We start from the raw sequence: 25,630 nt of genomic DNA, 5'->3' as shown, positions 1-25,630 counted from the left end.
GGCTTGCGCAAGCCCGCTTGACCGGGATGCGAATGGAGAAGCTCACGGGAAGGCACGGCTCCACCATCATCAACGATGCGTGGAATGCGAGTCCGGCTTCGATGGAGTCTGCCATTGTTACGCTCAGCGAAATGACGGGGCATGCAAGGAAAATTGCCATACTTGGCGACATGCTTGAGCTTGGGGCGGATGCGGCGGAGCTTCATCGGGACATTGGACGGAAGCTTGCTGCGGGAAGCGTCGATTATATTTTGACCATCGGGGATCTTGCGAAGCATATGGCCTTGGAAGCGATGCCGGCTTATCCGGCCGGACGCGTGTTCATGTGTTCGACGAAGCAGGAGCTATTGGAGCAAGCGCGTTCTCTGATCGGACCAGGGGATCTTGTATTGGTGAAAGCCTCGCGCGGCGTGGCGCTGGAGGAAATCGTCCAGGGGTTGCTGGCGTAGCGGGCTTTCCGCAGATAGCGCAGTGGCCTAAATTCGATTTGGCAAGAAAAATTACCGCTAATACCCGGTTACGCATCCTCGAAAAGACTTCGTTGGAAGGTTTTCTTAACATTAAAGAAAGTTGTAGTTCGCTAAGCATAAAAGCGAAAGAGAACTTTCTTTACCAAGAAAAGCTTCAACTTACGCAGGGTCATACATCGTGGAGAAACTTCGGATAGGAAGCTTTTCTTATAACCGAACTGTCTATTAGCCAAGCTGCCTGAAAACTGCTAATATGGACATGGGAGTAAGAATACAATGGCATCAAAGAACCGAGTTTCCGGCTGCTCGCACCGCTGCGAAAGAACCCTTTTCTGGGCTCTTGCGTATATTGCTAGCACGGAGAAATCGATGAGGTGATGCATAGTGAATGTCCGAGTCGTACCGGCGGCGGAATCGCGCAATCAGGCAAGACCCTCCAGACAGATCAATGTCGTCCTGCGCCAACAGGAGAACCCGGTTGAAGCGGAACCGGCGGCCGCAGTCAAGCAGCAGCCGCTTTACGGCCAATTTACGGAAATCCAGAAGGAACTTGACGCCATGGTCGGAATGGACCATGTAAAAGATATCATTTACGAGATATACGCGCTGCTGCAAATCTCGCATATGCGAGCGGATGCGGGACTCAGTAGCGGTTCGCACGTGTACCATATGATCTTCAAAGGGAACCCCGGCACCGGTAAAACGACGGTTGCGCGCATCGTGGCGAAAATGTTCCAGCAGATGGGCGTCCTGAGCAAAGGACATCTGATCGAAGTGGAACGGGCCGATCTCGTCGGCGAATATATCGGACATACGGCGCAAAAAACGCGAGATTTGGTAAAAAAGGCGATCGGCGGCATTCTGTTCGTGGACGAAGCCTACAGCCTCGCTCGCGGCGGGGAGAAGGACTTCGGCAAGGAAGCGATCGACACGCTCGTCAAATCGATGGAGGACTACCGCCATCAGTTCATTCTGATCCTTGCGGGGTATACGTCGGAGATCGAATTTTTCCTGCAGACGAACCCCGGGCTGCCTTCGAGGTTCCCGATCCAAATCGATTTTCCCGACTATTCGGTCGACCAGCTCGTGCAAATCGCCGAAATGATGGCCAAGGCCCGGGACTATACGCTGCTGCCGCAAGCGATCTTCAAGCTGCGCCAGCATCTGCTGACGGAGAAGTGCAATACGCTGCATGCGTTCAGCAATGCCCGTTACGTGCGCAATCTGATCGAGAAGTCGATCCGTTACCAGGCTGTCCGCTTGCTCGGTCAATACTCTAGCGGCTCGCCGGGCAGGCAAGAGCTGATGACCTTGCGGCCTGAGGACATAAAAACAGACCAAAAGTGAAAAAATGGATACGTCCGGCCCATAATCCGGATCGCCATCCGGATGAAATGAGGGATATAATGAAAGCTACGATTCATGAAAATGTTAAAACCGTCGATCGGGCGATTCTGGTCAGCCTTGTGACGAGCGATATGAAAACGAACGCGGCGCTGGCCGAATACTCGCTGCAGGAGCTCGTCAAGCTGGCCGAAACGGCAGGCGTCGAAGTGCTGGAGACGATGTCGCAGAACAAGGAAACGAAAGACCCGAAATGGTTTATCGGCAAAGGAAAAGTACTCGAGCTGAAGGAGCGGCTTGAGGCGCATGGCGCGAATACGGCGATTTTCGATCAGGAGCTGTCCGGCGCTCAAGTTCGCAATTTGGAAGAAACGCTTGATGTCAAAATAATCGATAGAACGCAGCTCATTCTGGATATTTTCGCGCAGCGGGCCAAAACCCGCGAAGGCAACATTCAGGTCGAGCTGGCGCAGCTCAGCTACTTGCTGCCACGGCTTTCGGGGCACGGCAAAAACTTGTCGCGTCTCGGCGCCGGCATCGGAACGCGCGGACCGGGGGAAACGAAGCTGGAAACCGACCGCCGTCATATCCGGGGCCGGATCAGCGAGCTGAAGGAGCAGCTGCAGGACGTCGTGCGGCACCGCACGCTGCACCGGGAGCGCCGCAAGAAAACCGGCATCTTCCAAGTGGCGCTCGTCGGCTATACGAACGCGGGCAAGTCGACGCTGCTCAAGCAGCTGACGAATGCCGACGTCTATGTCGAGAACCAATTGTTCGCGACGCTTGACCCGACGTCCCGGACTTTGGGGCTGCCAAGCGGCAAGGAAGTCGTTCTGACGGACACGGTCGGTTTCATCCAGAACCTGCCGCACGATCTGATCGCCGCCTTCCGCGCCACGCTGGAAGAGGCTTGCGAAGCGGACCTGATCCTGCATGTCGTCGACAGCTCGGCGGACATGCGCGAAGAGCAGATGCGCGTGGTCGAGCAGGTGCTCACGGAGCTGGGCGCGGCAGGCAAACCGCAAATTACGCTGTTTAACAAAATCGATTTATGCACGCCGGAGCAATTGCAGATGATTCCGGTCAGCGACGACGTGCTGAAAATTAGCGCTTATAACGCTGCCGATTTGGAGCGCGTACTCGCGACCCTTCAGGACAAGTTGATGGGCGACACGCGGACGTTCCGCATTCCAGCGGATAAGGGCGATATCATTTCCATGCTGTACCGGACGGGGGAAGTGCTGGAGCAGGATGTCGAGGACGACGGGGAGCACCTGCTCTTCCGAGTGCGGCTGAACCAGCAGGACTACAGCAAAAACGGTTATATGCTCGAAGAATTTAGTCAGCAGGCGTAGGGAGAGAGAAACATGTTTTCGGAACGAATCGAACGGCTGCTGGAGGTTGTCGAGGCGCGCATCGCGGGCAAGCTTCAGCAGTGCGATACTATGGCGGAGCGGAACCAATGGAAGGTCATCCGCTCCTTTCAGAAGCATCAAGTAAGCGACTATCATTTTGCATCGTCGACAGGTTACGGTTATAACGACCGGGGGCGCGAGGTGCTCGATCTTGTGTACGCCGAAGTATTCGGCGCCGAGGCGGGACTCGTTCGCCCTCATTTCGCGTCCGGCACCCATACGATTGCGACGGCGCTGTTCGGCGTGCTTCGTCCGGGGGACGAGCTGCTCTATATTACGGGCAAGCCATATGACACGCTGCGCAAGGTCATCGGTAAGAAAGGCGACGGGACGGGCTCGCTGCGCGATTTTGGCATCGGCTATAACGAGGTCGAGCTGCTCGAAGGCGGAGCCATCGATTGGGACGGTGTCGGGGCGGCGATAACCGAGCGGACGAAGGTGATCGGCATCCAGCGCTCGCGCGGCTACGATTGGCGGCCTTCCTATACGGTCGAGCAGATCGGCGAGATGGTTCGCCGGGTGAAGGCGCTTAAACCGGACGTAATCGTGTTCGTCGACAATTGCTACGGCGAATTTACGGAGGAGACGGAGCCGACCGAGGTCGGCGTCGATCTGATGGCGGGCTCGCTCATCAAAAATCCCGGCGGCGGATTGGCCGCATCCGGCGGATATATCGTCGGCAAGCACGCTTACGTGGAGCAGGCGTCATATCGGCATACCGCGCCGGGGATCGGCAGCGAGGTCGGCGCGATGCTCGGCCAGACGCGCTCGATCTACCAAGGCCTGTTCATGGCGCCGCATATCGTCGGACAAGCCGTCAAAGGCAGTATTTTTGCCGCCGCCATGTTCGAGGAGCTCGGCTTCATGACTCACCCGCGCTGGGATGAATCGCGCACGGACTTGATCCAGGCCGTCCGCTTCGGCGGCGAGCAGCAGCTGATCGCCTTCGTTCAAGGCATCCAGCAGGCTTCGGCCGTCGACGCCCATGTCGTGCCGGTTCCGTGGGACATGCCGGGCTACGAGCATCCGGTCATCATGGCGGCGGGCACGTTCATTCAGGGCGGCAGCGTCGAGCTGTCGGCGGACGCGCCGATCCGCGAGCCGTACATCGCCTACATGCAGGGCGGGTTGACGTATGCGCACGCCAAGTTAGGCGTTTTAACAGCACTTGACAATTTAATCAAGCGTGAATTACTGTAACCAAACCTCACATAACTTGACACGTTTTTGTCGCAACTGTACAATGAAACTATCTAACTATCACTGGAAGGTTGATGCCAATGGGTGACGATATTCGGAGGAATATGGCGCTTTTCCCGATCGGGATCGTAATGAAGCTGACCGACCTGACCGCGCGGCAAATTCGGTATTACGAACAGCACGAATTGATCATCCCGGCGCGAACGAACGGCAACCAGCGACTTTTTTCGTTTAACGATGTGGAGCGCTTGCTCGAAATTAAAGCTTTGATTGAGAAGGGCGTGAACATCGCCGGCATCAAGCAAGTGATGAAGCCGGTCGAGAAGGGCTCCGAAGAAGCGACCGTACTCACCGAGCACAGTGAAGTGAAGCGGAAGGAATTGTCCGATACGCAGCTTCACCGGATGTTGAAGCGTCAGTTACTGACAGAGAAAAGACCGGGTCAAGTTTCCTTGATTCAAGGCGAGCTGTCCCGTTTCTTTAAGAAGTAAATTGGAATTCCGAACTAGAGAGCGAGTTAAAACAATTCGAGGGAGTGGCTATGATGAATACCAATTATACACGCGAAGACATTATGCGCATTGCCAAAGAACAGAATGTCCGGTTTATTCGTTTGCAGTTCACCGACCTGCTCGGTACGATCAAAAACGTTGAAATTCCGGTCAGCCAGCTAGAGAAAGCGCTCGACAACAAAATGATGTTCGACGGCTCCTCCATCGAAGGTTATGTTCGCATCGAAGAATCCGATATGTACCTGTACCCGGATCTGAGCACGTGGGTCGTTTTCCCTTGGGTGACCGAAGACCGCGTCGCTCGTCTGATCTGCGATATTTATATGCCGGACGGCACGCCGTTTGCGGGCGATCCGCGCGGCATCCTGAAACGTGCCCTGAAGGAAGCCGAGGAGCTCGGCTATACCGCGATGAACGTTGGTCCGGAGCCGGAGTTTTTCCTGTTCAAAACCGACAATAACGGCAACCCGACGCTGGAGCTGAACGACCAAGGCGGGTATTTCGACCTTGCTCCAACCGATCTTGGCGAAAACTGCCGCCGCGAAATCGTGCTGACGCTCGAGGAAATGGGCTTCGAAATCGAAGCGTCGCACCATGAGGTTGCGCCGGGCCAGCATGAAATCGACTTCAAATATGCCGACGCGATCAAAGCGGCGGACCAAATCCAAACGTTCAAGCTCGTGGTCAAAACGATCGCCCGCCAGCACGGCCTGCATGCGACGTTTATGCCGAAGCCGCTGTTCGGCGTCAACGGTTCGGGGATGCACTGTCACCAATCGTTGTTCCAAGGCAGCACGAACGCGTTCTACGACGAGAAAGACAAGCTGGGCTTAAGCGAAACCGCTCGCCAATATATGGCCGGTATCCTTCGCCACGCTCGCGCGTTCGCGGCGATCACGAACCCGACGGTCAACTCGTACAAACGTCTTGTTCCCGGCTACGAGGCTCCTTGTTACGTAGCGTGGTCTGCGTCGAACCGCAGCCCGATGATACGGATCCCGGCTTCCCGCGGCCTCAGCACGCGGATCGAAGTGCGCAACCCGGACCCTGCGGCGAACCCTTATTTGGCGCTTGCCGTGATGCTGAAGGCGGGACTCGACGGCATCAAGAACAAGCTGCCGCTGCCTGCGCCGACGGACCGGAACATCTACATCATGTCCGAAGAAGAGCGCGTCGAAGAGGGCATTCCGAGCTTGCCGCTTGACCTGAAGGAAGCGATCGACGAGCTGATGGGCGACGACGTCATCTGCGAAGCGCTGGGCGATCACGCGCTCGCTCACTTCATCGAGCTGAAAGAGATCGAGTGGGATATGTATCGCACGCAAATTCACCAATGGGAACGCGATCAGTACATCACGTTGTATTAATAGCGAAACCTCTTGTGCCGCAAGGCGCAAGAGGTTTTTTGTTCGTTAGTATTGCTGTCCGAAATTGTATCTGCTTGAAGTTCGTAAACCGAAGATGGAGTGGCGCTTTTCGTAGGGGACGCGCGTCTATCACAATCTTTTGCCAATCGTAATACTATACCCGTGAATGACTAATCCCTAGGGAGTGATCGTCTTGGGTAAATCCGTGTCGAAAACATGCAAAAAAACGAAAAAACAAACGCACGTGCATGAATTTGAGGGAAGTACGAAGTTGGCGGAAGCGGGAGCGGATCGGCATAATCATCGTTTTGCGGGCGTCACCGGGCAAGTCATCCGGAAGGGGAAAAGCCATTTTCACGAGATCGATCTGACGCATACCGATTTTTTGAACCATTTTCATAATCTCAAAAAAATCAAGACAGGGCTTGCCATTCCCGTCGGCAAGGGCAAGCATGTGCATTTCGTAAACGGAATGACGACACGAAACGACGGTCATATGCATCAGTTCAATTTTGCCACATTGATTCAAAAACCTCTTGTATAGGGACGGGATCTTGCAAAAAGGTCGCGTTAACGATAGCACGCCGCAAAAAGAAGGTCATTGACAACGTGTCAACGACCTTTTTTTGTTGCTTCTCAATGTTCAGCCAAACTGCTGAGCGGCACGCTCTGCTCGTTCTCCGGCTGGCCGAGCGGATAAATTCGCGCGGTTTCGTTTTGCTCGTCCACGTTTTGAATATAGATTGGCGTCCCTAGATAGGTGACATGGGCCATAACGGGCGAAGCCGCGATTTCTTGCGCTCTTTGCTTGTTCATAGTTAACGACCTCCGAGGCAATCTTTTGGTGCATCACCGTCTTAGTATGACGTAAATATATGGTTTTATCCGTGTTCCCTTCAAAAGGATGGAATTGCCGCGCATGATTTTATAAGCCACTGGCGGATGTTCGCTAGCGGCTTTTTTTCGTGCTGATTTTGCCGATGACCTTCCCGGTTTTTTTATCGACCGTCTGCAGGCTGAGATCCCGAAATGCGGCCTTCAGCACAAACAACTCCCGAATCGCTTCGTCCTTGTCGTTGAACTTAAGCAACCTCCGGCCCCGGTAGCAAATGTAATATTCCATCCTGCACCCCGATCATGTGATTTGCAGGTGCAGAACCATTCGAACCGGTATTCTTTATTAATACTCCATTTTATTCCAGTATTCCTTCGGCCTTAATAACTAGATTTTGCGCCGGACGGGCCAACATAATATTTTTGCGATGTCAGCATATACCTATTGAATAAAGAACGTATGTTTGCATATAATAAATACAAACGAATGTTCTCATTGGGAGCGAACAGGATGAAGAAAGATCGAGTGATTATGCTTGCGGATTGTCAGTCATTTTATGCGTCAGTCGAAAAGGCCGCACATCCTGAGTACAAAGACCGGCCGGTTGCGGTTGCCGGAGATCCGATGCGTCGTTCGGGCATTATTTTGGCTGCATGCCCGATTGCCAAGCAACACGGCGTATCGACGGCGGAGACGCTCGGCGAAGCGCTCGGCAAATGTCCGCAGCTCGTTATCATGAAGCCGCGCATGCAAACGTACATCGACGTATCGATATTGATTACGGAAATTTTTGAGTCGTTTACGGACTTGGTGGAGCCGTTTTCCATCGACGAGCAGTTTCTTGACGTAACCGGTTCGTTTTCTTATTTCGGATCGCCGGAGAAGATTGCACAGCATATTCAACATAAGATTTTGCTATCCACGGGAGTGTGGACGAGAGTCGGCATCAGCTCCACGAAGGTGCTCGCCAAGATGGCGACCGATATTTTCGCCAAGAAGAACCAGGACGGCATCTTTACGCTGCCGAATTCCGAGCTTGCGACGTATTTGTGGCCGCAGCCGATCAACAAGATGTTCGGCGTCGGCTCGCGGATGATGGCGCATTTTGCGCTGCTTGGCATTTATACGATCGGGGATTTGGCGCAAACGAACCTTGCCGACCTGAAGCACAAGATGCGGTTGCGCTTCGGCAGGAACAGCGACATTCAAGCTGAGCTGTATTGGCAGACGGCTAACGGAATCGATCCGAGCCCGGTCTCGCCAAGCACGGTCCAGAAGGGCCAGAAGGCGGTCGGCCACCAGATGACGCTGCCGCGAGATTACGGCAAAAAAGACGAAATTGACGTTATCCTGCTGGAGCTGTCCGAGGAAGTATGCCGCCGCTGCCGGTCCAAGGGGGTGATGGGGCGGGTCGTCGTAGCCGGTGCGCAGGGAGCGGATTTTGACCGGCCGACCGGTTTTTTTCGGCAAGCGACGCTGCCGGATCCGACCAACCTGACGAACGAGGTGTACGAAGCGGCGCGCAAGCTGTTCTACCGTCACTGGGACGGCCAGCCGGTGCGCAAAATCGGCGTCACCTTGGGGGGATTGTCGGATGACGACGAGTATCAGCTTACATTGTTCGGCGACCGCGAGCGAACCCGGGCGTTGGAGCGAGCCACCGATGCCATTAAGGGCAAATACGGGATGGCGTCCATTTCCAGGGCGTCGTCGCTGCTTGCCGCAGGACAGGCGCGAGAGCGCAGCGTGAAGATTGGAGGGCACTACAAATGAGCAAGAAGCTTGAAGAGAACGGGCGCTGGGAATCAAGCCGGATGATGCTGCCGGAGCACAGGGAGGCGTTGATCGAACGGAAGCGTCCTCAGCCGGAAGACCGGCGCGGTCCGCAAAAAGAGGAATTGCTGCTGATTCGGGATTTTGTCCTGCTGCCGACGCTGTTAACTTATGCGGAGAACGGACGCAAAAGCGCGGAGAAGATCGTTCACCCGCTGAAGGATTTGTTTGTGATGGCGATCGATGTGCTGATGGACCGCATTCACAGCGATCTCGTAAAGGTGCGCAAAGAGCTGCGCGGACAGAGCATTAAAGTGTGGGAGGATGAGCATCGGGATAGCACGATGTGGTACAAATATGTTTGCCGGGGCTACGAGGACCGGTTCGCCATCACGAGGGACCTCGTGCGGGCCGAAATGAGCGTCCGGCTGGGAAAGTATTTCGCCGCGATGTTCAAATAAACCCGTGGCACCATGAGCATTGCGAGCAGCTTCGGCAGCGCGCGGGTCAGGATATGGGCTTGCTGGCGGCCATCGACGCCTATGAGCGCGAACCGGCTTTGCTGCGGGAGGTGGGGGAGCTGCGCAAGGCGATCTCCATGCTCGTATCGGCGATTGCGGGGGAGGGCGGAGCGGCTTCGGTAGATACTTTGCAATGAAGAAGCAGAGCCGAGGGAGTAGAGATTTAAGTTAGTGCAGCCCGGGTCGGGCGATAAAAGAAGCAGCGGCAGTCTTCGATGTGGAAGTAAATTCCCGGACTGCCGCCGAACAGGGGAATCCCTCCTACCTCGAAATCCACATGTTATTGTGGTACACCTAATCAGTGGTACACCTAATCATACGGGGTATTCGGGTATAATACGAGTCTGCATTTTTACCAAAATTTATGTTACAATATCATTAAATCATGACCTATGCAGTTTGAGTTAAACGCTAGTAATTTATCGGTTTCGCGTTTTTTTATTGTTAAAATAATCAAAAGAAATACGAAATGGAAAGCAACAAATTTATACGAGGAGGGGGGAATAACGTGATGAATAAAGTGAAATATTTATTTAGAACAATAATCGGAGAATACGATTATATAGGCGGATTTCGGGAAGGGCTTGCATTTGTCCGAAATAACTGCGAAGAATTTAAAGTTGGATATATAGATAAAACAGGTGAAGTTGTTATACCACTGGAATATTACGGGAGATATGGAGACTTAAACGGTCGTCCGAAATTTGTGAATAACCCTTGTTTTAGCGAAGGTCTTGCACCCTTAATGAACAAAGACGGAAAATTTGGATACCTTGATAAAAAAGGAAAGGTTGTTATTCCTTTTGAATATGACAACACACACATGTTCACCGAAGGACTTACAGCAGTTAAAAAAGACGACAAATGGGGATTTTTAAATAAAAAAGGCGAGGTTGTCATACCGTTTGAATATGACTGGGCATTCATTTTCCAGGAAGGTCTTGCACCCACAATAAAAAACGGTAAATTCGGTTATATCAATAAAACCGGCGAAACTGTCATACCGTTTGAATATGATTTCAAATGGCCTTGGGGATTCAGCGAAGGTCTTACGCCTGTCGAAAAAAACGGTAAAAAAGGCTACATCGATAAAATGGGCAAGATGGTTATTCCGCTTGAGCTTGAATACGAGGAGATTGGCGGTTTCCACGGAGGTATCGCAGCAGTGACGCCAGATAAATTTATTGAAGTAGCGAGGTTAGAAAACGAGAGCACGGAACAATTTTCAAAAAGATGTGAAGAGGCATATAGGAAACAACGATGGGGTTTTATAGATAAAACAGGTACAATCGTACTCCCGATCGAGTATGAGGGTAAGCCCTGTTTCTGCGAAGGATTAGCGGTTGCGGTAAAAGACGGTAAACAAAGCTACATAGATACATCGGGAAATATTCCGTTTCCGACGGATTTTGATGAGCTGGGTCATTTCCAAGAAGGGCTTGCACGGGTGGAGAAAGATGGCAAATACGGTTTTATTGATAAAACAGGAACAGTTATCATACCGCTAGAAAATGATTACGACAGCGTAAGCTCTTTTAAAGAGGGATATGCGTCAGTAAAAAAAGACGGTAAATACGGTGTTATAGATAAAACGGGAAGTATTATTGTACCTTTGGAATATGATTCGCCATATGGAGGAGATTCGGCGATATTTTTTAACGAAGGGCTTTCAATCGTGAAAAAAGATGGTAAATGGGGAATTATACAAATCGAAACGGAAGAGTCGAGATTGGGGAGCGCAAATGAAGGTTAAACGGATCGTTGCGAATATCCAAACGCAAGACATCGCGGCAGCGAAAAGCTTTTACCAGGACGTGCTCGGCTTGGATTTGCTCATGGATCATGGGTGGATCGGGACGTACGGCTCGAGCGAGGAGATGGGCATTCAGATCAGCTTCGCGTCGCAAGGCGGGTCAGGCACGCCTACGCCGGATTTATCGATTGAGGTTGACGATGTTGACGAAACGCTGGAACGCATGAAGCAAGCGGGTTTCCCGATTGAATACGGGCCGGCGGACGAGCCTTGGGGCGTTCGGCGATTTTATGTACGCGACCCGTTCGGCAAGCTCGTGAACATTCTTGCTCACGCGTGATCCAGTCAAGATAAACATAACATGACGAAGACTCACCCGACGTAAGGGTGAGTCTTTGCCGTCTTCACGCCAAATTCACAGGAAACGCACATCGTCTTCACACGATATTTGCTAAGCTTTAAATGAGTAAGCGCTTACCGAGCTTATATTCTAATCATAAAGGGGGTTATTTCTGCACAGTCATGTGCCCTTGATCCGGGGTCTAAGGAGTGGAGGGAAGAGCGGTAGCTAACGGTTTCATACACGGTCTCGAATGGATAAAATTTGAATGCTGTGAGGTGCTTGTCATGAGAAAGTTTGGTTTTGGCGTTGCGCTTGCGGTAATCTGCTTTACGCTGATCTTCATGTTCGATTACGGGAAAGTCTATGCGGCGGAGAAGACGGTATTCTTCACCGATACGCATGAAGTGCTGCACGGAAACCCGTATACCGGAACGGCGTTTGATATGAATACGAGTCCGGAAGGCTCGAAGCGATTCAAGTTTACGGATGACCCTGCAATCACCGATTTCATCAAGGGGAAGAAGAATATCCCGGAGGAAGCCGATATCGTACGGATACATATTGCCTGGGCCGATTTTGAACCGAAGAATAACAAATGGGATTGGGGACGGATCGATCAATTCCTGAAGCGAATCCGAGAGGAGGGCAAGCAAGCGGAAATTCAGCTGCTCATGTCCGAAGGTCCGGACGCTGTGAACGATAGCGGCGTTTTTCCCTACGAGTATCCTCCCGCCTGGTTATTTGACGACGTGAAAGCTCCCTACCGAATGGTCAGCTACAATGGGGGCCAGAACTATATTCGTCAGCCGCTTTATTACGACCAAGCTTATCTGACGGAGCTGAAGGATGCCGTCTCCGCCTTCGCCAAGCGCTATGACGGACATGCAGGGATCGCCTGGGTCGATTTGAGAGCGTTTGCATTGTTCGGGGAATGGTCGGGATGGAACGATGCTTTCTTCTTTCCTTGGCCGGATTCGGAGACGCGAACGAAGACGCTTCATGCCATTATCGATATTTATAAGGAAGCGTTTAAAAAATCGATGGTTATGATGCCCAACGCGGGTGCAGGCGTAAGGAAGGACGATCCGGACGCCGATACGCAGGAGAAACGGTATACCGCGTTCGCATACGATTATGCGGCTGAAAATCCAAACTGGGGCTTCAGATCCGACACGGTCAACAGCGCGTTTAACTGGATGTATTACGGTCCGGACAGCCAAGCTTCTTGGAACAACCGCTATCTCCGGCGCGATCATATCCAGGTATCGGAAGGTTCGTCGTGGAACGATCCCGTAAACATGCTGAACAATCCGCGAAAAGTGGTTCAGAACGCGATCGAAGACTATCGAACGAACCTTCAGGGCATCAACAATACGAGCTTCCGGTATTGGGAGGACATGAAGAAAGCGTATGGGGAATGGTTCGAGACGTTAGGAAGATACTCCGGCTACAGGTTCCTCATACAGAAGGCGGTATATAACGATGAATTGGCAGCGGGAGGACAGTTGACGTTACGTCAGACATGGACCAACAACGGCGCGGGCTTCAGTCCGAAGGCTTATCCGCTGAAGGTGATCTTGACGAACTCGAACGGCAAAGTCATCTGGAGCGGAATCGACAGGAAGCTGGATCAACGGAAATGGTTCAAGGGCGAATTTCATGAGGTTCAATCTAACTTCACGCTGGCGCCAAAAGTACGTCCGGGGGTTTATGATCTGAAAATCGCTTTTGTTGACGAAGCGGGCAAGCCGGTTATCGCGATGCCGATGGAAAATGGCGCCGGCAAAATGTATAAGATCGGGTCCGTCACGGTCACCTCCGCGAAGGGGGCCGAAGCGACCGCGGTTGATGCGGCAGATGCGGAGACGCCGGCGGCTGCGGTTTCGGATGCAAGCGCAGCTGAAGAGGCAGATACGCCTGCAGTAGAAGCTATGGATACAGAGGCGGCCTCCTTGGATTCGCCGAGATTCCAGTTCAGAGTGGAAAGCGAGGACTATACGAGAATCGGCGGCGGGGCGTTTGCCTACACCATCAACCCTGAGGGCGGATTCGATACCGTCTATATGGAGAATGCCGGTGGATGGGTGGAATACGGTAATATCGACGTGCCGCAAACCGGCCGCTATACCGTTGAATTCCGGGTGTCGTCGGATGAGGGGAACGAATTCCGTCTGGAAGTCGACGGCGCCGATGCGCTCGGTACGATGAAGACGCCGAATTCAGGCGGATACCAGGCGTACCGGACGATGGAAAGAGAGCTTTATCTGACTGCGGGCCGGCATACGATGAGAGTCGTTCGGGAAACGACCAACAGCTGGTTCTTCATCAACTGGATGCGGTTTACTTCGAACAACCCGGATGAGATCAAAATCCAGGCCGAAACGCCGACCGGCCAATTCGGCACTTGGCTGCAGGCGGAAGATGCTCCCGATAACGACGGTACGGTCGGCGTATCCGTCATTGATACGGGGGACTGGCTTGAGTACGATCAGGTGCAGGTGCCGAAGAGCGGAACCTATTTGTTTCAGATGCGGTATTCCACGCTGCCTGGCGCGCCGGACCAGAAGTTCAGATTGCTTGTAGACGGCGTTGAAGCGACAGATGAGTTGAGCCTGACCGATACGGGCGGCCTCAAGAAGCTCGCGACATCGGACTTTATCATTCCGCTTACGGCCGGCACCCATTCGTTCAAGATCGAATGGACGGATGCGCAGTCCCAGCTCGTCTGGAATTGGCTAAAGTTCAACCTGCAGGGCGGCTTCAGCAAAACAATCGAAGCCGAGCATTATAATATGCAGTGGAATCTGAACAAGGACGATACATGGGAAGGACACGGTACCGGTGTCGTCGTGGGCACTTATAGGGATGGCGGGCAAGAGGTGGAAGCCGTCGGCGATTTTGACAAGGACGATTATTTGCGATATGAAAATGTATATGTACCTCATACGGGCTTTTACAAGTTTGAATTCCGGGTTGCCTCGGATGAAGCACAAACGTTTCGGTTCGAAGTGGACGGCGACCTGAGTCTGGTGGAAGTGCCGGATACGGGGGGAGATGGTTCGTTCACGACGGTGACCAAGTGGATCAAAATAACGGAAGGCATCCATCACTTCCGGATCGTATACGAAAGCCGGCCGGCGGGAACCGGCATGCTGCTGGACCGGTTCGCTTTAACTGCCGGGACACCGGTTTTGAAAGCGATTGAGCTACAAGGGGCTGCTGAGCTGAATGCAGGCGAGACGACGCAGTTACAGGCGGCAGCGATTGCTATGGACGGAAGCCGCAAGCCGATAACGTCGGGCGCCGTGTACCGAAGCTCGGATCCGACGGTGGCGGCGGTTGATGCGAACGGACTCGTGACGGCATTGAAATGGGGGACGATCGTGTTGACTGTCGACTACGAAGGGCAATCGGGCAGCTATACGTTGACTATATCGGATCCGAGCGTCGAGCTGACGATAATCAATGACACGGATCCGGCCATTGCGTATTTCGGCAATTATGGCATCGACTCGAACCGGCCCTTCGGCGATTACGAGAACGACGTTCACTATTTGATCGACCAAGGGGACTACTACGAGTACACGTTCGAAGGAACCGGAATCGAAATCGTTACGGAGAAGTATATCGACATGGGGAATATCGACGTCTATATCGATGGCGTATTGCATGCAACCGTTGACTGCGCATCGTCGATCAGGCTGGCGCAGCAGCATGTATTCCGCGCAAGCGGTCTTGGGAAGGGATCCCATACGATCAAGGTCGTTCATCAAACATCCGGCAAGATCGCGATCCTGGACGCGCTTGTCGTCGAAAGGCCGAAAACGTAATTCTCACATGAAAACACCCTCTGTGCAAAAGCGGCATCATGCCTATCTGCATAGAGGGTGTCTGTACGTTGCTCGGATTAGCGGAAATTGCGGAACAGCCCGATGACTTTGCCAAGAATGGTGACGTGCTTCAGCAGCAGCGGCTTCAGGGCAGGGTTTTCCGGTTGAAGACGGATATGATCCTTCTCTTTGTAGAACGTCTTGACGGTTGCTTCGTTCTCTTCCGTCATCGCCACGACGATATCTCCGTTATTGGCCGTTTGCTGCTGGCGGACGACAACAAAGTCTCCGTTATGAATGCCCGCCTCAATCATGCTGTCCCCGGATACCGTGAGCATAAATACAGGCTGGTCGTTCACCAGATGGCTTGGCAAAGGGAAATAATCTTCGATGTTCTCCGTCGCCGTAATCGGTTCGCCTGCCGTAACTTTACCGACAATCGGCACCTTGGCGATGGAATGGGCGAACATGCTGAGCGATTCGTCACCGCCGAGAATCTCGATCGCGCGAGGTTTCGTCGGGTCGCGGCGAATGAGCCCTTTCTTCTCCAAACGGTCCAGATGACCGTGCACGGTCGAGCTGGAGGCCAGTCCAACCGCTTCTCCGATTTCGCGAACGGATGGAGGATAGCCTTTATCCCGGACTTCGTTTTTTATAAATTGTAAGATCGCCTGTTGTCGGTTGGATAGTTTCGACATATGAATTCCTCCACATTGCAGCTTTATTATGGAAATTATAACACGGAACCGGAGTTCGCACAAACATAAGTTCGAAAAAAATGCAAAAATTTGTTCGCACCCCGCAAAAATGACACGATTTAGAAAAAATCATGAAAATCCGGTTGCCAAATCCGAAATCCGCATGGTAGTATATAACAATCATTGGAAGGGCTTCTAGGGATCCGACGGTTTGTCCGGTCGAACCAAGCGAAGCCGGCACGGAAAGTACTGTGCTACACCGTGGGGATAAAAGACCTTCGGCAAGTTCCGCCATTTAGGCGAAACGGCCGCAGGTCTTTTTTGCTTTAATTGGATAAAGAAGCAGGGGGCAAAAAGGGCAGAAGATAACAGGATTGGGGGAGCGAACGTGGGAGCAATACGCATTGAAGGATTAACCAAAGCTTTTGCAGTGAAAAAGAAAAGGGAAGGCTTTCTCGCCAGCCTGAAATCGGTCGTGAAGCCGGAGTATACCGAGAAAATCGCGGTGCATTCGATCGACCTGTCGATCGAGCAAGGGGAGACGGTGGCATTCCTCGGGCCGAACGGAGCGGGCAAATCAACAACGATCAAAATGCTGGCCGGCATTTTGCACCCGACCTCCGGTACGGCCGATGTTCTAGGCTTATGCCCTTGGCGAGACCGGAACAAGCTCGCTTACAAGATCGGGACGGTGTTCGGGCAGAAGTCCCAGCTATGGTACCACCTTCCGCCGAGCGACACGTTCGAGCTGATGAGCCGCATTTACGAGCTGAAGAGGAGCGAGTTCATCCACCGTCGCGACGATTTGGTCCGGAGGTTCGCGCTGGAGCCGTATTTGCACACCCCGGTCCGCAAGCTGTCGCTGGGCGAGCGGATGCGATGCGAGATCGCCGCGGCGCTGCTGCATCGGCCGGAAATTATTTTTCTCGACGAGCCGACGATCGGGCTCGACGTTATCGTGAAGCAGCGCATCCGCGAGCTGATCCGCGAAATGAACCGCGAGGAAGGGACGACGATTTTCCTCACCTCGCATGATCCCGGCGACATGGAGCAGCTGTGCAGGCGCGCGGTTGTCATCAACCACGGTATGCTCATTTTCGACGACAAGGTGAACAGTCTGAAAAAAGATTTCCTCACGCACAAAACCGTCCATTTGAAGCTGAAGCGGCCTGCGGAAACTTTTGTGTTGGAGGGCGCCGAGGTGCTGAAGAGCAAGGGCAACGGCTTGAAGCTGTCCGTCGACACGTCGCTTGCCAGCATCGAATCGGTGCTGTCGCTCGTGATCGATCGGTACGGCATCGAGGACGTTACGGTCGAAGACCCGCCGATGGAAGATATTATCGGCCATATTTATGCCCGGGGCGGTCAAACCGCAAGCTCGGCCGTATAGGGGGGGAGCCGGATGAACGCAATTGCATCAACCGTTGTCAAGTTTGCCGCGATCGGGCGAATTACCGTGCGCAATCATTTGGCGTATGTGACTGACTTTTTGCTGCGGACGGTATTTCTTGTCGTTATTCTGTATATCTTCATGCAGTTGTGGGGAGCGACGTACCAAGGCGAGGGCGGAGGAGACGTGACCATTGCCGGTTATCGCTTCGAGCAGATGATCTGGTATTTGATTTTTACGGAGTCGCTGTCCATGGCTTTCCCAAGCTTGCCGCAGCGCATCGAAGAAGAAGTGAAAAGCGGCGACGTCGGCTACAAGCTGACGCGGCCGATCAGCTACGTCGGCTTGCATTACGTGCAATATATCGGCGAGGCGGCGCTGCGCTGCTTGATCAATCTGGCTGTTGGTTCGCTGCTCGGCATCCTTGTGCTGGGGCTGCCGCAATTCGGCTTCGGCTGGATCGGATTCTTGTTCGTGGCGGTTGGGTCGATTACGGCTAATTTTTTGCTCACGATGATCGTAGCCTTGTGCGCCTTCTGGGTGGAGGAAACGAGGGGACTCGAATTCGTGTATAACAAGATTTTGTTTACGATCGGCGGCATGCTGATGCCGCTCGAAATATTCCCCGAGCTGCTGCAGGCCATATGCAAATGGCTGCCGTTCCAGACGGTGCTTTATTTTGCCGCCAAAACCGCGGTGAAATACGAACCATGGACGATGCTGCAAATGATCGGCATCCAATGGATGTGGATTGTCGTACTCGGTTTGGTCGTGATGGCAATGTATCGGAAAGGAGTGAAGAAGCTCAATGTCAATGGCGGATAGATGGAGAAAGGGCGCAAGGCTGCTAGCGTTTGTGTGGACCTGTTGGAAGCTGAATATCGCGGGGGCGATGGAGTTTCGACTCAGCTTCTTGCTGACGGCGGGCATGATGGTTGTCAACAATGTCGTATGGATTTTGTTCTGGTCGATTTATTTCAACCGGTTCCAGATCGTGAACGGCTGGACACTGCAGGACGTCATGATGATGTGGGCGGTCAGCGCGGGCGGGTACGGCCTGATGGCCGTCTTGTTCGGCAATACGCGCAACGTGGCCAATATGGTCGCGACAGGTCAGCTCGACTTGTATATGACGCAGCCGAAGCCGATCTTGCTGCATGTGCTGATCAGCCGAATGTCCGTTTCCGCGATGGGCGATTTCATATTCGCCGTAATCATCTACGCGATGTTCGGCGACTTGAGCTTGCTCGGTGCAATCAAGTTCGTGCTTGCGCTGCTGGCGGCGATGTCGATCTTTTTGTTTTTTATCTTGATCGCGAATTGTCTCGCGTTTTATATCGGCAATGCCGAAGGGCTCAGCTTCCAGCTGTTCAACGGGTTGCTGGCGTTTTCGACGTACCCGACGAATATATTCAAAGGGCTCGGCAAGCTCGTGCTGTTCACGGTCATTCCGGCAGGGTTTATCAGCTATATGCCGATCGGGCTGCTGCGGGGCATCGACGTCCCGTTCCTGCTCGGTGCCGCCGGGATGGGCGCTGCGCTTGCCGGAGGCGGGATTTGGCTGTTCTACCGCGGGCTGAAGCGATACAGCTCCGGCAACGTGATGACGATGCGGATGTAGCATCGGGAAGCGGCCGCTGCACCTGTTGCATCTGCTACACCTAACATTCCTCCATATTCAGCCAAAGTTTATACCTGATTCGCGCATCGGGTTATAGGCTATAATCGGATCACAGGAGGGATGTATGATGCGCAGTTATGGTTCCATCGTAAATAAAAAACGGCAGCAAAACGGGATGGCGTTAGGCGGCATTGGAACAGGAACGGTTGAAATTCATCAGGACGGCGCGCTGCGGGACTGGCATATTTTTAATTCGGGCAAATGGGCCAGCACGAACCCCGCAAAAAATAAGGCGGAACATTTGTATGATTACGATCAACACGTCATGCCCTTTCACATCCGCACCCAACAAGGGAACGACTTGCCCAAAATCCGCAAGCTGTCGCATGACAGCGAGAGCTCGGATTTCAGATCCATGATGTACTCGTGGCATAAGGAAATCCAACAAATCCGCTACGACGCCTCGTTCCCGATCTGCGAGCTTGCCTATGCGGACGACAGCTTGCCCGTCAGCATTCGTGCGGAATATATCGCGCCGTTTGTCCCGCTGGACTCCAGAACAAGTGGAATGCCGGGCTTTTATATCCTGTTTCATATTGCCAACGTCACCGGCGAGAACGTCGAGGTATCGCTGCTCGGCAAATTGAAAAATCCGATCAATCGGGGACATAGCCGGCGACAGCTCAGAAATCGCCTTGACGCAAGCGGCGATCGCCTGACTGTGACGATGGACAGCGACGCAACCGGCGCCCATCGGCATAACGGCAGCATCAGCGTTTCGGTCAGCGGCGGGGAGAACAGCTTCATTCGAAGCGATTTCTCCAGTTACTTCGCCAACTATGTGTTATACGGCGACTTTGGCGTGACCGAGCAGTCATATCTGTTCGACTTCCGGGAGACGGGGCGGCTGCCGAACCTGGGCTTCGAGACATTGCCCGAGCATCTGTTGGCCATTACGGATGAACAGCTGGAGCAATTCGGCGACATGCAGTTGGATGAACTGATGCGGGAAATTCGAAAGGCAGCCAGCGCGGAATCGCCGTATCGGCGCATTCTTGAAATCGATCAGAATCTGCTCGCGGACCGAACCGGAAAACGAAAGTATGTTCGGATGATGATCAAGCAGATGCGCGAGATGGCGGCGGACGCCGAAGGTCATGAAACTTGGGGAGACGCGGCGCTGTGCTCCTCCATAACGCTTGAGCCGGGAGAGCGGAAGACGATCCAATTTATCGTCTCGTGGCATTTCCCGAATCATTATAGCGACATGGGCCGCTTCGTCGGGCATATGTACGCCAACTGGTTCAACGACGCCAGGGAAGTCAATCGTTATCTGGGTGAAAATTCGGGTGACGTATTACAGCGAGTGCGTGCGTTCGCCGACGAACTGAACTGTTCCGACGCGCATCCCTCTTTGGCGAATCATTGGACCCATCAATTGAACACATTGATTAAGTGCTCGTGGTGGTCCAAGCACGGGGACTTTGCCATTTGGGAAGGTTACGGAAGCTGCGGGTTTCATACGATGGACATTACGTACCAGGGCTCGTTTAATATTTTGGCCTTGTTCCCGGATTTGCAGCTTGGACAGATGGAGCTTGGGGCTAAGTTTCAGCGGGAGGACGGCAGGGTACACCACTTTTTTGCCCCGGATTTTTACGCCGTGGATAACGGATTCGACCGGGTGGACATGAACCCGCAATACGTGCTGCTGGTATGCCGAGACTATCTCTGGACCGGAAACCTCGATTATGTGCGCAGGCTATGGGGATCGATTGTCAAGGCGATGGACAGCATCGAGGCGTTGGACCGGGACGGGGACGGCTTGCCGGATACGGAAACGGAGAGCAATACGTATGACGCTTGGCAATTCAGAGGAACGCCGTCCTACATTTCCAGCTTGTGGCTGGCGGCTCTGTTGGCGGCGTCGCGTCTCGCGGACGATCTGGGAGAGCAGCGGCTGAAGCTCAAATGGCGGGCCATATACGAAAACGGCAAACGGCATTTCGAAGCCAAGCTGTGGAATAACGAATATTTCAGCCTATGGGTGGACGGCGAAACAAGAGACGAGTGCTGCATGGCGGACCAGATGGACGGACAATGGTATGCGAAGCTGATCGGGTTGGGAGATTTCATCGCCGAGCCGAAGGCCAAGGCGGCTCTGCAAGCCGTATTGCGGTACAATTATCATTGCGAAACGGGATTGATCAATGCGGTTTACCCGAAGCAGGCGAAGCCGACGTTGTACACGTATCGCAACGTTCAGGCGGAAGCGAACTGGTCGGGGATCGAATTTGCTTTTGCCTCGGCGTTATTCGAGTACGGCATGGCCGAGCAAGCGATCGAACTATCCGACAACGTGGATCGACGGTATTTTCAAGCGGGAAGAATATTCAACCACGAGGAGTGCGGGGACCATTATTACCGGGCGATGTCCGGCTGGAGCTTGCTGCTGTCGGCGACCGGCTTTAAGCTGGATGTGCCGAAGGGGCAGGTCGAATTTGCCCCGTCCTCGGAGCGCATGAAAGCGCCTTGGTTTGCGCCGACCGGGTTCGGCCGTTTCGCCAAGTCAACGGATACCTTCGAGCTGACTTGCCGAGCAGGCGAATTGAAGTTCGATACGTTGATCCTGGATATCCTTCCGGCGAACAAGCACGTACGAGTTAACGGCGAAACGACGCCTTATGAGACGCTCGCGGATTCGGGCCGCATTGCCATCCGATTCGATCAAACTGTCGTTCTGACGCCGGGTTGTACTTTTGTGGTGAACGGAGCGGATTGAGCGTAAAGAAAAACAAGGGGTATCCGCGAGACGGATGTGCCTTGTTTTTTGTTTGAAATGCGCGGGTCAGGACGGCGCAAGCCGTTTATCCTTGGTTATTTTTTTCGATGTTCCATAACTCTTGATTCCGATAAGCTTGCGGCGTATGGAATCGTTCTCTTTTGAATATTTTCGAAAAGTATAAAGGATCTTCGAAGCCGGTTGAGCGGGCGATTTCCGCAAGCGTCAAATCGGTATGCTTCATGAGCTCGCACGCTTTGGCGATTCGAATATTCATTAAATATTGCTTGGGCGACACTTTCATAAATGCCTTGAATATCGAGCAAAAGTAACTGCGGTTATACCCCAGCCGGTCCGCGAGCTCGGACATTTTGAAACGATGCATGTAATGATGCTGAATATATTGCACGGCTTGAAGCACGTGTACATTTTCGCGGGTCAGGTACGGCCGGTTTCGATCGTTCTTGTCATGCTGTTCCGTCAGCAGGGAGAAGAAAATATACAGCAGTCCCAAGCTTCGAATATAGGGAACGGCAAAATCGTCGGAAGCGCGTATGATCTCCGACATATGATTTACGAGCACACCGTCATCCTCGAAATGAAACAACCGGTTTTCGGCGTTTAAGCCGCATTCCGTCAAATATTTCTCCGTATTCAGGCCGTGAAATCCGACCCAATAGCAATGCCAAGGATCATCATTCCCTACGCCGTAAGTGACGACCTCGCCCGGATATATAACAAATCCATCGCCTGGATGGATGTCGAACGTTTGGTCTTTGGTGACTAACGTTCCCTTGCCTTTATCGATATAATGGATCAGATAATGGTCTCTTGCGGCAGGCCCGACCCGATAATCGGGACGGTATTGTTCTTCGCCGCATTCATACAAGGCAAGATCGACATTGCTTCTGTCATCCATCTTATGGGAGATAAACCGGTACTCCATTGCGCAACCTCCATTCGACGTGAAGCTCGCCGGTATTTTGGATAGCCGGCGGGTCATCGACACGTGTGGATTCTCTCATAACTGCGGATTGTTGTCAATTTGGCAGGGGGGAAGCTAGAAGGCAATGACTACGTAGTGATGAGCTAACATGGTTATGAAATATTTTTTCTATATTCATAATATAAAAAGTAATTTCCTCCAATTAGACGTGATGATATAATCGAAATGGGCTCGACGGAGTTCCACGATTGGAAAGAGGAAGGTGTCCCATGGGGGCAGGGAGGAAACAAAAAATATGGGCGACGGTCGGGCTTGTTGCAGTGCTGCTGGCGGCGGGCTTGCTCTGGTATGCGGGCAAAGCGCGCGACACAACGCCTGCGGCGTCCGGCGGCACGGAGCAGGGCAAATCCGATCGGGTCGAAGGGGAAGAGGACATGAGCTTAGCGAAGAAGCTCGGCCAGCTGCCATCCGGCGCGGGCATCGAGCTGGACCCGGTGTATCCGTATTACTTGAACCGGTCGGAGGAGAGCATTGCCGACGAAATTCAGCTGGCGGGCTACAAGACGGTTCACTATGTAGTCGTGGATGAGTACAACATCCGAACGAAGCTGATCGAAGCGTTCCATCAGCGGGGCATCCAGGTGTGGGCGCGTATTTTCGGCAATGGCGCGTATACGACGGCGAGTTTTCCGCCGGAATGGACTTCCTGGCAAACCGAGCTCGTCAAACCGCTGAACGACGGTTTTGCAAGGCTTTCCATGCACAGCAAGCCGTATACGGAGTGGAAGAAGAAGGCTTTGGCCGAGATGGTGAAGGCGAATCCGTTCGATGGCGTCGAGATTATGGAGCCGTTCTTCCCCGAGTGGGGAGGACTGGAGTCAGGCGTTTACGGGGACGTCGGCCCGATCGCGCAGGAGGCTTTTCGCGAGAAATACGGTCTGGACATCCCGGATTTCCGCGATCCGCAGTCGCCGAAATATTATAAGAACGATAAGGCGACATACGAGAAATGGGTGAATTTCCGTGTCGAAGCGGTAAACGATTTTCTGAACGAGCTCGTGAACGGCAAAGGCGGCATCCGCGAGGCCAGACCGTCCGCAGGCATCGGCGTTTGGTCGCTGGGCATCGATGCGGGACCGGATTCGGTCGCCAAGCTGCGCGAGGTGCAGGGGCTTGACGCACCGTCGATGATCGCCAAGGTGAAGCCGGATATTTTCTATTTGCAGACGCATTGGCCGGACTGGCTGAAGCCCGATCTGCAGCCGAATTATGCCGAAGCTTACGAACCGTTCATCCGGCAAATCCGCGAAAGCGCCCCTGACATGCCGATCGGGATCGAAGCGGATCTTGGCTCCGACGAAGCGGCACGGCGCGGGAACGACTGGTTCCGTGAATTCGGCGAAAGCGTGACGAAGCTTGGCTTCCGGACGTGGACGGGATACGAGTACCATATCGGCAAGTACATGTACGAGGAAGCGCCGATTCCGGTCAAGGCGGTGCGCGACAACGAAGGGCAAGTGACGGTTTCGTTCCAGCATCGGGTAGACGAGGCATCGGCAAAGGCACCCGGCAACTATGCGATCATGAATGGCGGTACGGCGAAAAAGCTGAGCCTCGATATTACCGTCGACGGGAATCGTGTCGTGTTGAAATCGGAGCAGTTCCCGAAAAAGTCATTCAAGCTTCAGGTCGAAGGCGTAGCGAATACGCCAGAATTGTTGATTTTCAAAGGCTATGACGCACTTATGACACCGGCGGGTACGGTCATAGAAATCGAATAACCTTGTTTTGACGGTAGACCGCCGGCATGCGGCGCCGCAACGCGTACCGGACAGGCGCTCGTTGAAAGCATATTCTTTGAAAACCGCGCGAAAACGGCCGATGCGGAGCAAAAGGCTGTACATCCCTTTGTTTTTCAAATAAACTAGGGATATACAGACAAGCAAGGAGATTCTGGACGATGATCAAAGTCGAGCATTTAATGAAGAAATTTCCGAACGGCCCCACCGTGCTGTCGGATATCAGTTTCGAAGCGGAGCCCGGCGAGCTGATTGCGGTGCTGGGAGGAAGCGGGAGCGGCAAAACAACGCTGCTGCGCTGTCTTGCTTTACACGACGCATGGTCGAAGGGCAATTTCATGTACGACGGCGTCGATATTTTTCAGAGCAAATGGAACGGCAAGCGAAAAATTCGCAGAGAATGGGCTTACCTCGAGGAAAAGCCCGTATTGTTCGGCAATAAGAAAGCGCTCAAAAACGTGCTGATCGGCCGTTATCAGCAAACGCCGATCTGGCGCATCGCGCTCGGCATGGTGCGCAACGATGACTATATGGGCGCGATGGATATGCTGGAGAAGCTTGGCCTGCTCGATAAGGCGCATTCCAAAGCGGATAAGCTGAGCGGCGGGGAGAAGCAGCGCGTGGCGATCGCCCGGGCGCTTGTCCACGGAGCGAAGGTCATCGTGGCCGACGAGCCGGTGTCGGGACTTGATCCGCATGCCGCGGCAGCGGTCATGGAGGATTTGAAGCAGCTGTGCCAGCGGGAGCAAATCATCATGATTTGCGCGCTGCATCAGGTGGAGCTGGCCGAACGGTTCGCGACCCGAATCTGGGGACTCAAGGACGGCAAGCTGGCGCTCGATATCCGCGCCCGCAAGCTGACGCAGCGCGAACGGGATTTAATATTGTAAAGCAAAGGAGCCGCTCAATTGCGGCTTTTTTCATTTTAGCGCGCCTAGCCAAGCTAGACGCAACTAGCCGGTGCAAGTCCGGCCGAGGTAGGAGCCAAGTCGCCTCGTAGCTGACAGGCAACTGGTGAAGAGATTCTAAGG

Annotated in this window: 23 protein-coding genes; 19 read left to right on the top strand and 4 right to left on the bottom strand. The window is 53.3% G+C overall.

The features are described from left to right. The 7 genes from AC0LWM_RS25330 to AC0LWM_RS25300 all read left to right on the top strand — a co-directional run. Positions 1-449 (top strand): glutamate ligase domain-containing protein (locus AC0LWM_RS25330; protein WP_474677799.1); only part of this gene is annotated, 449 nt, incomplete at its 5' end. 405 nt (positions 450-854) lie between these two features. Beyond that, complete coding sequence (locus AC0LWM_RS25325; protein WP_474677798.1) at positions 855-1,817, top strand: AAA family ATPase; 963 nt, start codon at positions 855-857, stop codon at positions 1,815-1,817. Between the two features lie 59 nt (positions 1,818-1,876). Continuing rightward, the gene (gene hflX, locus AC0LWM_RS25320; RefSeq protein WP_474677797.1) at positions 1,877-3,169 is read left to right on the top strand and encodes a GTPase HflX; all 1,293 of its coding nucleotides are present in this window, start codon (positions 1,877-1,879) and stop codon (positions 3,167-3,169) included. 12 nt (positions 3,170-3,181) lie between these two features. After that, positions 3,182-4,429 carry a methionine gamma-lyase family protein gene (locus AC0LWM_RS25315; RefSeq protein ID WP_474677796.1) on the top strand — a complete coding sequence of 416 codons (1,248 nt, stop codon included), beginning with the start codon at positions 3,182-3,184 and terminating at the stop codon, positions 4,427-4,429. Positions 4,430-4,509: 80 nt separating this feature from the next. Then, positions 4,510-4,920 carry a MerR family transcriptional regulator gene (locus AC0LWM_RS25310; protein WP_474677795.1) on the top strand — a complete coding sequence of 137 codons (411 nt, stop codon included), beginning with the start codon at positions 4,510-4,512 and terminating at the stop codon, positions 4,918-4,920. Positions 4,921-4,970: 50 nt separating this feature from the next. Next, positions 4,971-6,308 carry a type I glutamate--ammonia ligase gene (gene glnA, locus AC0LWM_RS25305; RefSeq protein ID WP_474677794.1) on the top strand — a complete coding sequence of 446 codons (1,338 nt, stop codon included), beginning with the start codon at positions 4,971-4,973 and terminating at the stop codon, positions 6,306-6,308. A gap of 193 nt (positions 6,309-6,501) precedes the next feature. Continuing rightward, positions 6,502-6,852: a YmaF family protein gene (locus AC0LWM_RS25300; protein WP_474677793.1), complete on the top strand. Its 351-nt coding sequence runs from the start codon at positions 6,502-6,504 to the stop codon at positions 6,850-6,852. A 92-nt stretch (positions 6,853-6,944) separates the two neighbouring features. On the opposite strand, the gene AC0LWM_RS25295 is transcribed toward AC0LWM_RS25300, so the two are convergent. Further along, a complete protein-coding gene (locus AC0LWM_RS25295; protein WP_474677792.1) occupies positions 6,945-7,124 on the bottom strand; it encodes a small acid-soluble spore protein H in 180 nt (59 codons plus the stop codon). A 133-nt stretch (positions 7,125-7,257) separates the two neighbouring features. Continuing rightward, positions 7,258-7,431: a hypothetical protein gene (locus tag AC0LWM_RS25290; RefSeq protein ID WP_474677791.1), complete on the bottom strand. Its 174-nt coding sequence runs from the start codon at positions 7,429-7,431 to the stop codon at positions 7,258-7,260. Positions 7,432-7,653: 222 nt separating this feature from the next. Between AC0LWM_RS25290 and AC0LWM_RS25285 the strand changes: the two genes are divergently transcribed. From AC0LWM_RS25285 to AC0LWM_RS25260, 6 genes are all read left to right on the top strand, one after another. Further along, positions 7,654-8,916, top strand: coding sequence for a DNA polymerase IV (locus AC0LWM_RS25285; RefSeq protein WP_474677790.1), 1,263 nt, complete (start codon positions 7,654-7,656; stop codon positions 8,914-8,916). Then, complete coding sequence (locus AC0LWM_RS25280) at positions 8,913-9,377, top strand: YhjD family protein (RefSeq protein ID WP_474677789.1); 465 nt, start codon at positions 8,913-8,915, stop codon at positions 9,375-9,377. Before AC0LWM_RS25285 ends, AC0LWM_RS25280 begins: the two co-directional genes overlap by 4 nt. 53 nt (positions 9,378-9,430) lie before the next feature. Then, the gene (locus AC0LWM_RS25275; protein ID WP_474677788.1) at positions 9,431-9,574 is read left to right on the top strand and encodes a hypothetical protein; all 144 of its coding nucleotides are present in this window, start codon (positions 9,431-9,433) and stop codon (positions 9,572-9,574) included. Positions 9,575-9,948: 374 nt separating this feature from the next. Continuing rightward, positions 9,949-11,190, top strand: coding sequence for a WG repeat-containing protein (locus tag AC0LWM_RS25270; RefSeq protein ID WP_474677787.1), 1,242 nt, complete (start codon positions 9,949-9,951; stop codon positions 11,188-11,190). After that, positions 11,180-11,530, top strand: a complete 351-nt coding sequence (locus AC0LWM_RS25265; RefSeq protein WP_474677786.1) for a VOC family protein — start codon at positions 11,180-11,182, stop codon at positions 11,528-11,530. The genes AC0LWM_RS25270 and AC0LWM_RS25265 overlap by 11 nt, the downstream gene beginning before the upstream one ends. A gap of 287 nt (positions 11,531-11,817) precedes the next feature. Beyond that, positions 11,818-15,363: a carbohydrate-binding protein gene (locus AC0LWM_RS25260; RefSeq protein ID WP_474677785.1), complete on the top strand. Its 3,546-nt coding sequence runs from the start codon at positions 11,818-11,820 to the stop codon at positions 15,361-15,363. A gap of 77 nt (positions 15,364-15,440) precedes the next feature. Here the strand turns inward: AC0LWM_RS25260 and lexA are convergent, their stop codons facing one another. Further along, positions 15,441-16,061: a transcriptional repressor LexA gene (gene lexA / locus AC0LWM_RS25255; protein WP_474677784.1), complete on the bottom strand. Its 621-nt coding sequence runs from the start codon at positions 16,059-16,061 to the stop codon at positions 15,441-15,443. Positions 16,062-16,449: 388 nt separating this feature from the next. Between lexA and AC0LWM_RS25250 the strand changes: the two genes are divergently transcribed. From AC0LWM_RS25250 to AC0LWM_RS25235, 4 genes are all read left to right on the top strand, one after another. Next, positions 16,450-17,451, top strand: coding sequence for an ABC transporter ATP-binding protein (locus AC0LWM_RS25250; RefSeq protein WP_474677783.1), 1,002 nt, complete (start codon positions 16,450-16,452; stop codon positions 17,449-17,451). A 12-nt stretch (positions 17,452-17,463) separates the two neighbouring features. Continuing rightward, on the top strand, positions 17,464-18,276 hold the full coding sequence (locus AC0LWM_RS25245; RefSeq protein WP_474677782.1) for an ABC transporter permease: 813 nt from the start codon (positions 17,464-17,466) through the stop codon (positions 18,274-18,276). After that, positions 18,260-19,072, top strand: coding sequence for an ABC transporter permease (locus AC0LWM_RS25240; protein ID WP_474677781.1), 813 nt, complete (start codon positions 18,260-18,262; stop codon positions 19,070-19,072). Before AC0LWM_RS25245 ends, AC0LWM_RS25240 begins: the two co-directional genes overlap by 17 nt. Before the next feature lie 124 nt (positions 19,073-19,196). Then, positions 19,197-21,854, top strand: coding sequence for a GH116 family glycosyl hydrolase (locus tag AC0LWM_RS25235; RefSeq protein ID WP_474677780.1), 2,658 nt, complete (start codon positions 19,197-19,199; stop codon positions 21,852-21,854). Positions 21,855-21,939: 85 nt separating this feature from the next. Here the strand turns inward: AC0LWM_RS25235 and AC0LWM_RS25230 are convergent, their stop codons facing one another. After that, positions 21,940-22,800: an AraC family transcriptional regulator gene (locus AC0LWM_RS25230; protein WP_474677779.1), complete on the bottom strand. Its 861-nt coding sequence runs from the start codon at positions 22,798-22,800 to the stop codon at positions 21,940-21,942. A gap of 269 nt (positions 22,801-23,069) precedes the next feature. Between AC0LWM_RS25230 and AC0LWM_RS25225 the strand changes: the two genes are divergently transcribed. Then, a complete protein-coding gene (locus AC0LWM_RS25225; protein WP_474677778.1) occupies positions 23,070-24,581 on the top strand; it encodes an N-acyl-D-glucosamine 2-epimerase in 1,512 nt (503 codons plus the stop codon). A gap of 179 nt (positions 24,582-24,760) precedes the next feature. Then, a complete protein-coding gene (locus AC0LWM_RS25220) occupies positions 24,761-25,489 on the top strand; it encodes a phosphonate ABC transporter ATP-binding protein (RefSeq protein ID WP_474677777.1) in 729 nt (242 codons plus the stop codon). Positions 25,490-25,630: the final 141 nt, after the last annotated feature.

The sequence above is a fragment of the Paenibacillus sp. sgz302148 genome (genome assembly GCF_056120465.1).
The sequence above is the reverse complement of the archived record's forward strand: the minus strand, read 5'-3'. Positions and strand labels throughout refer to the sequence as shown.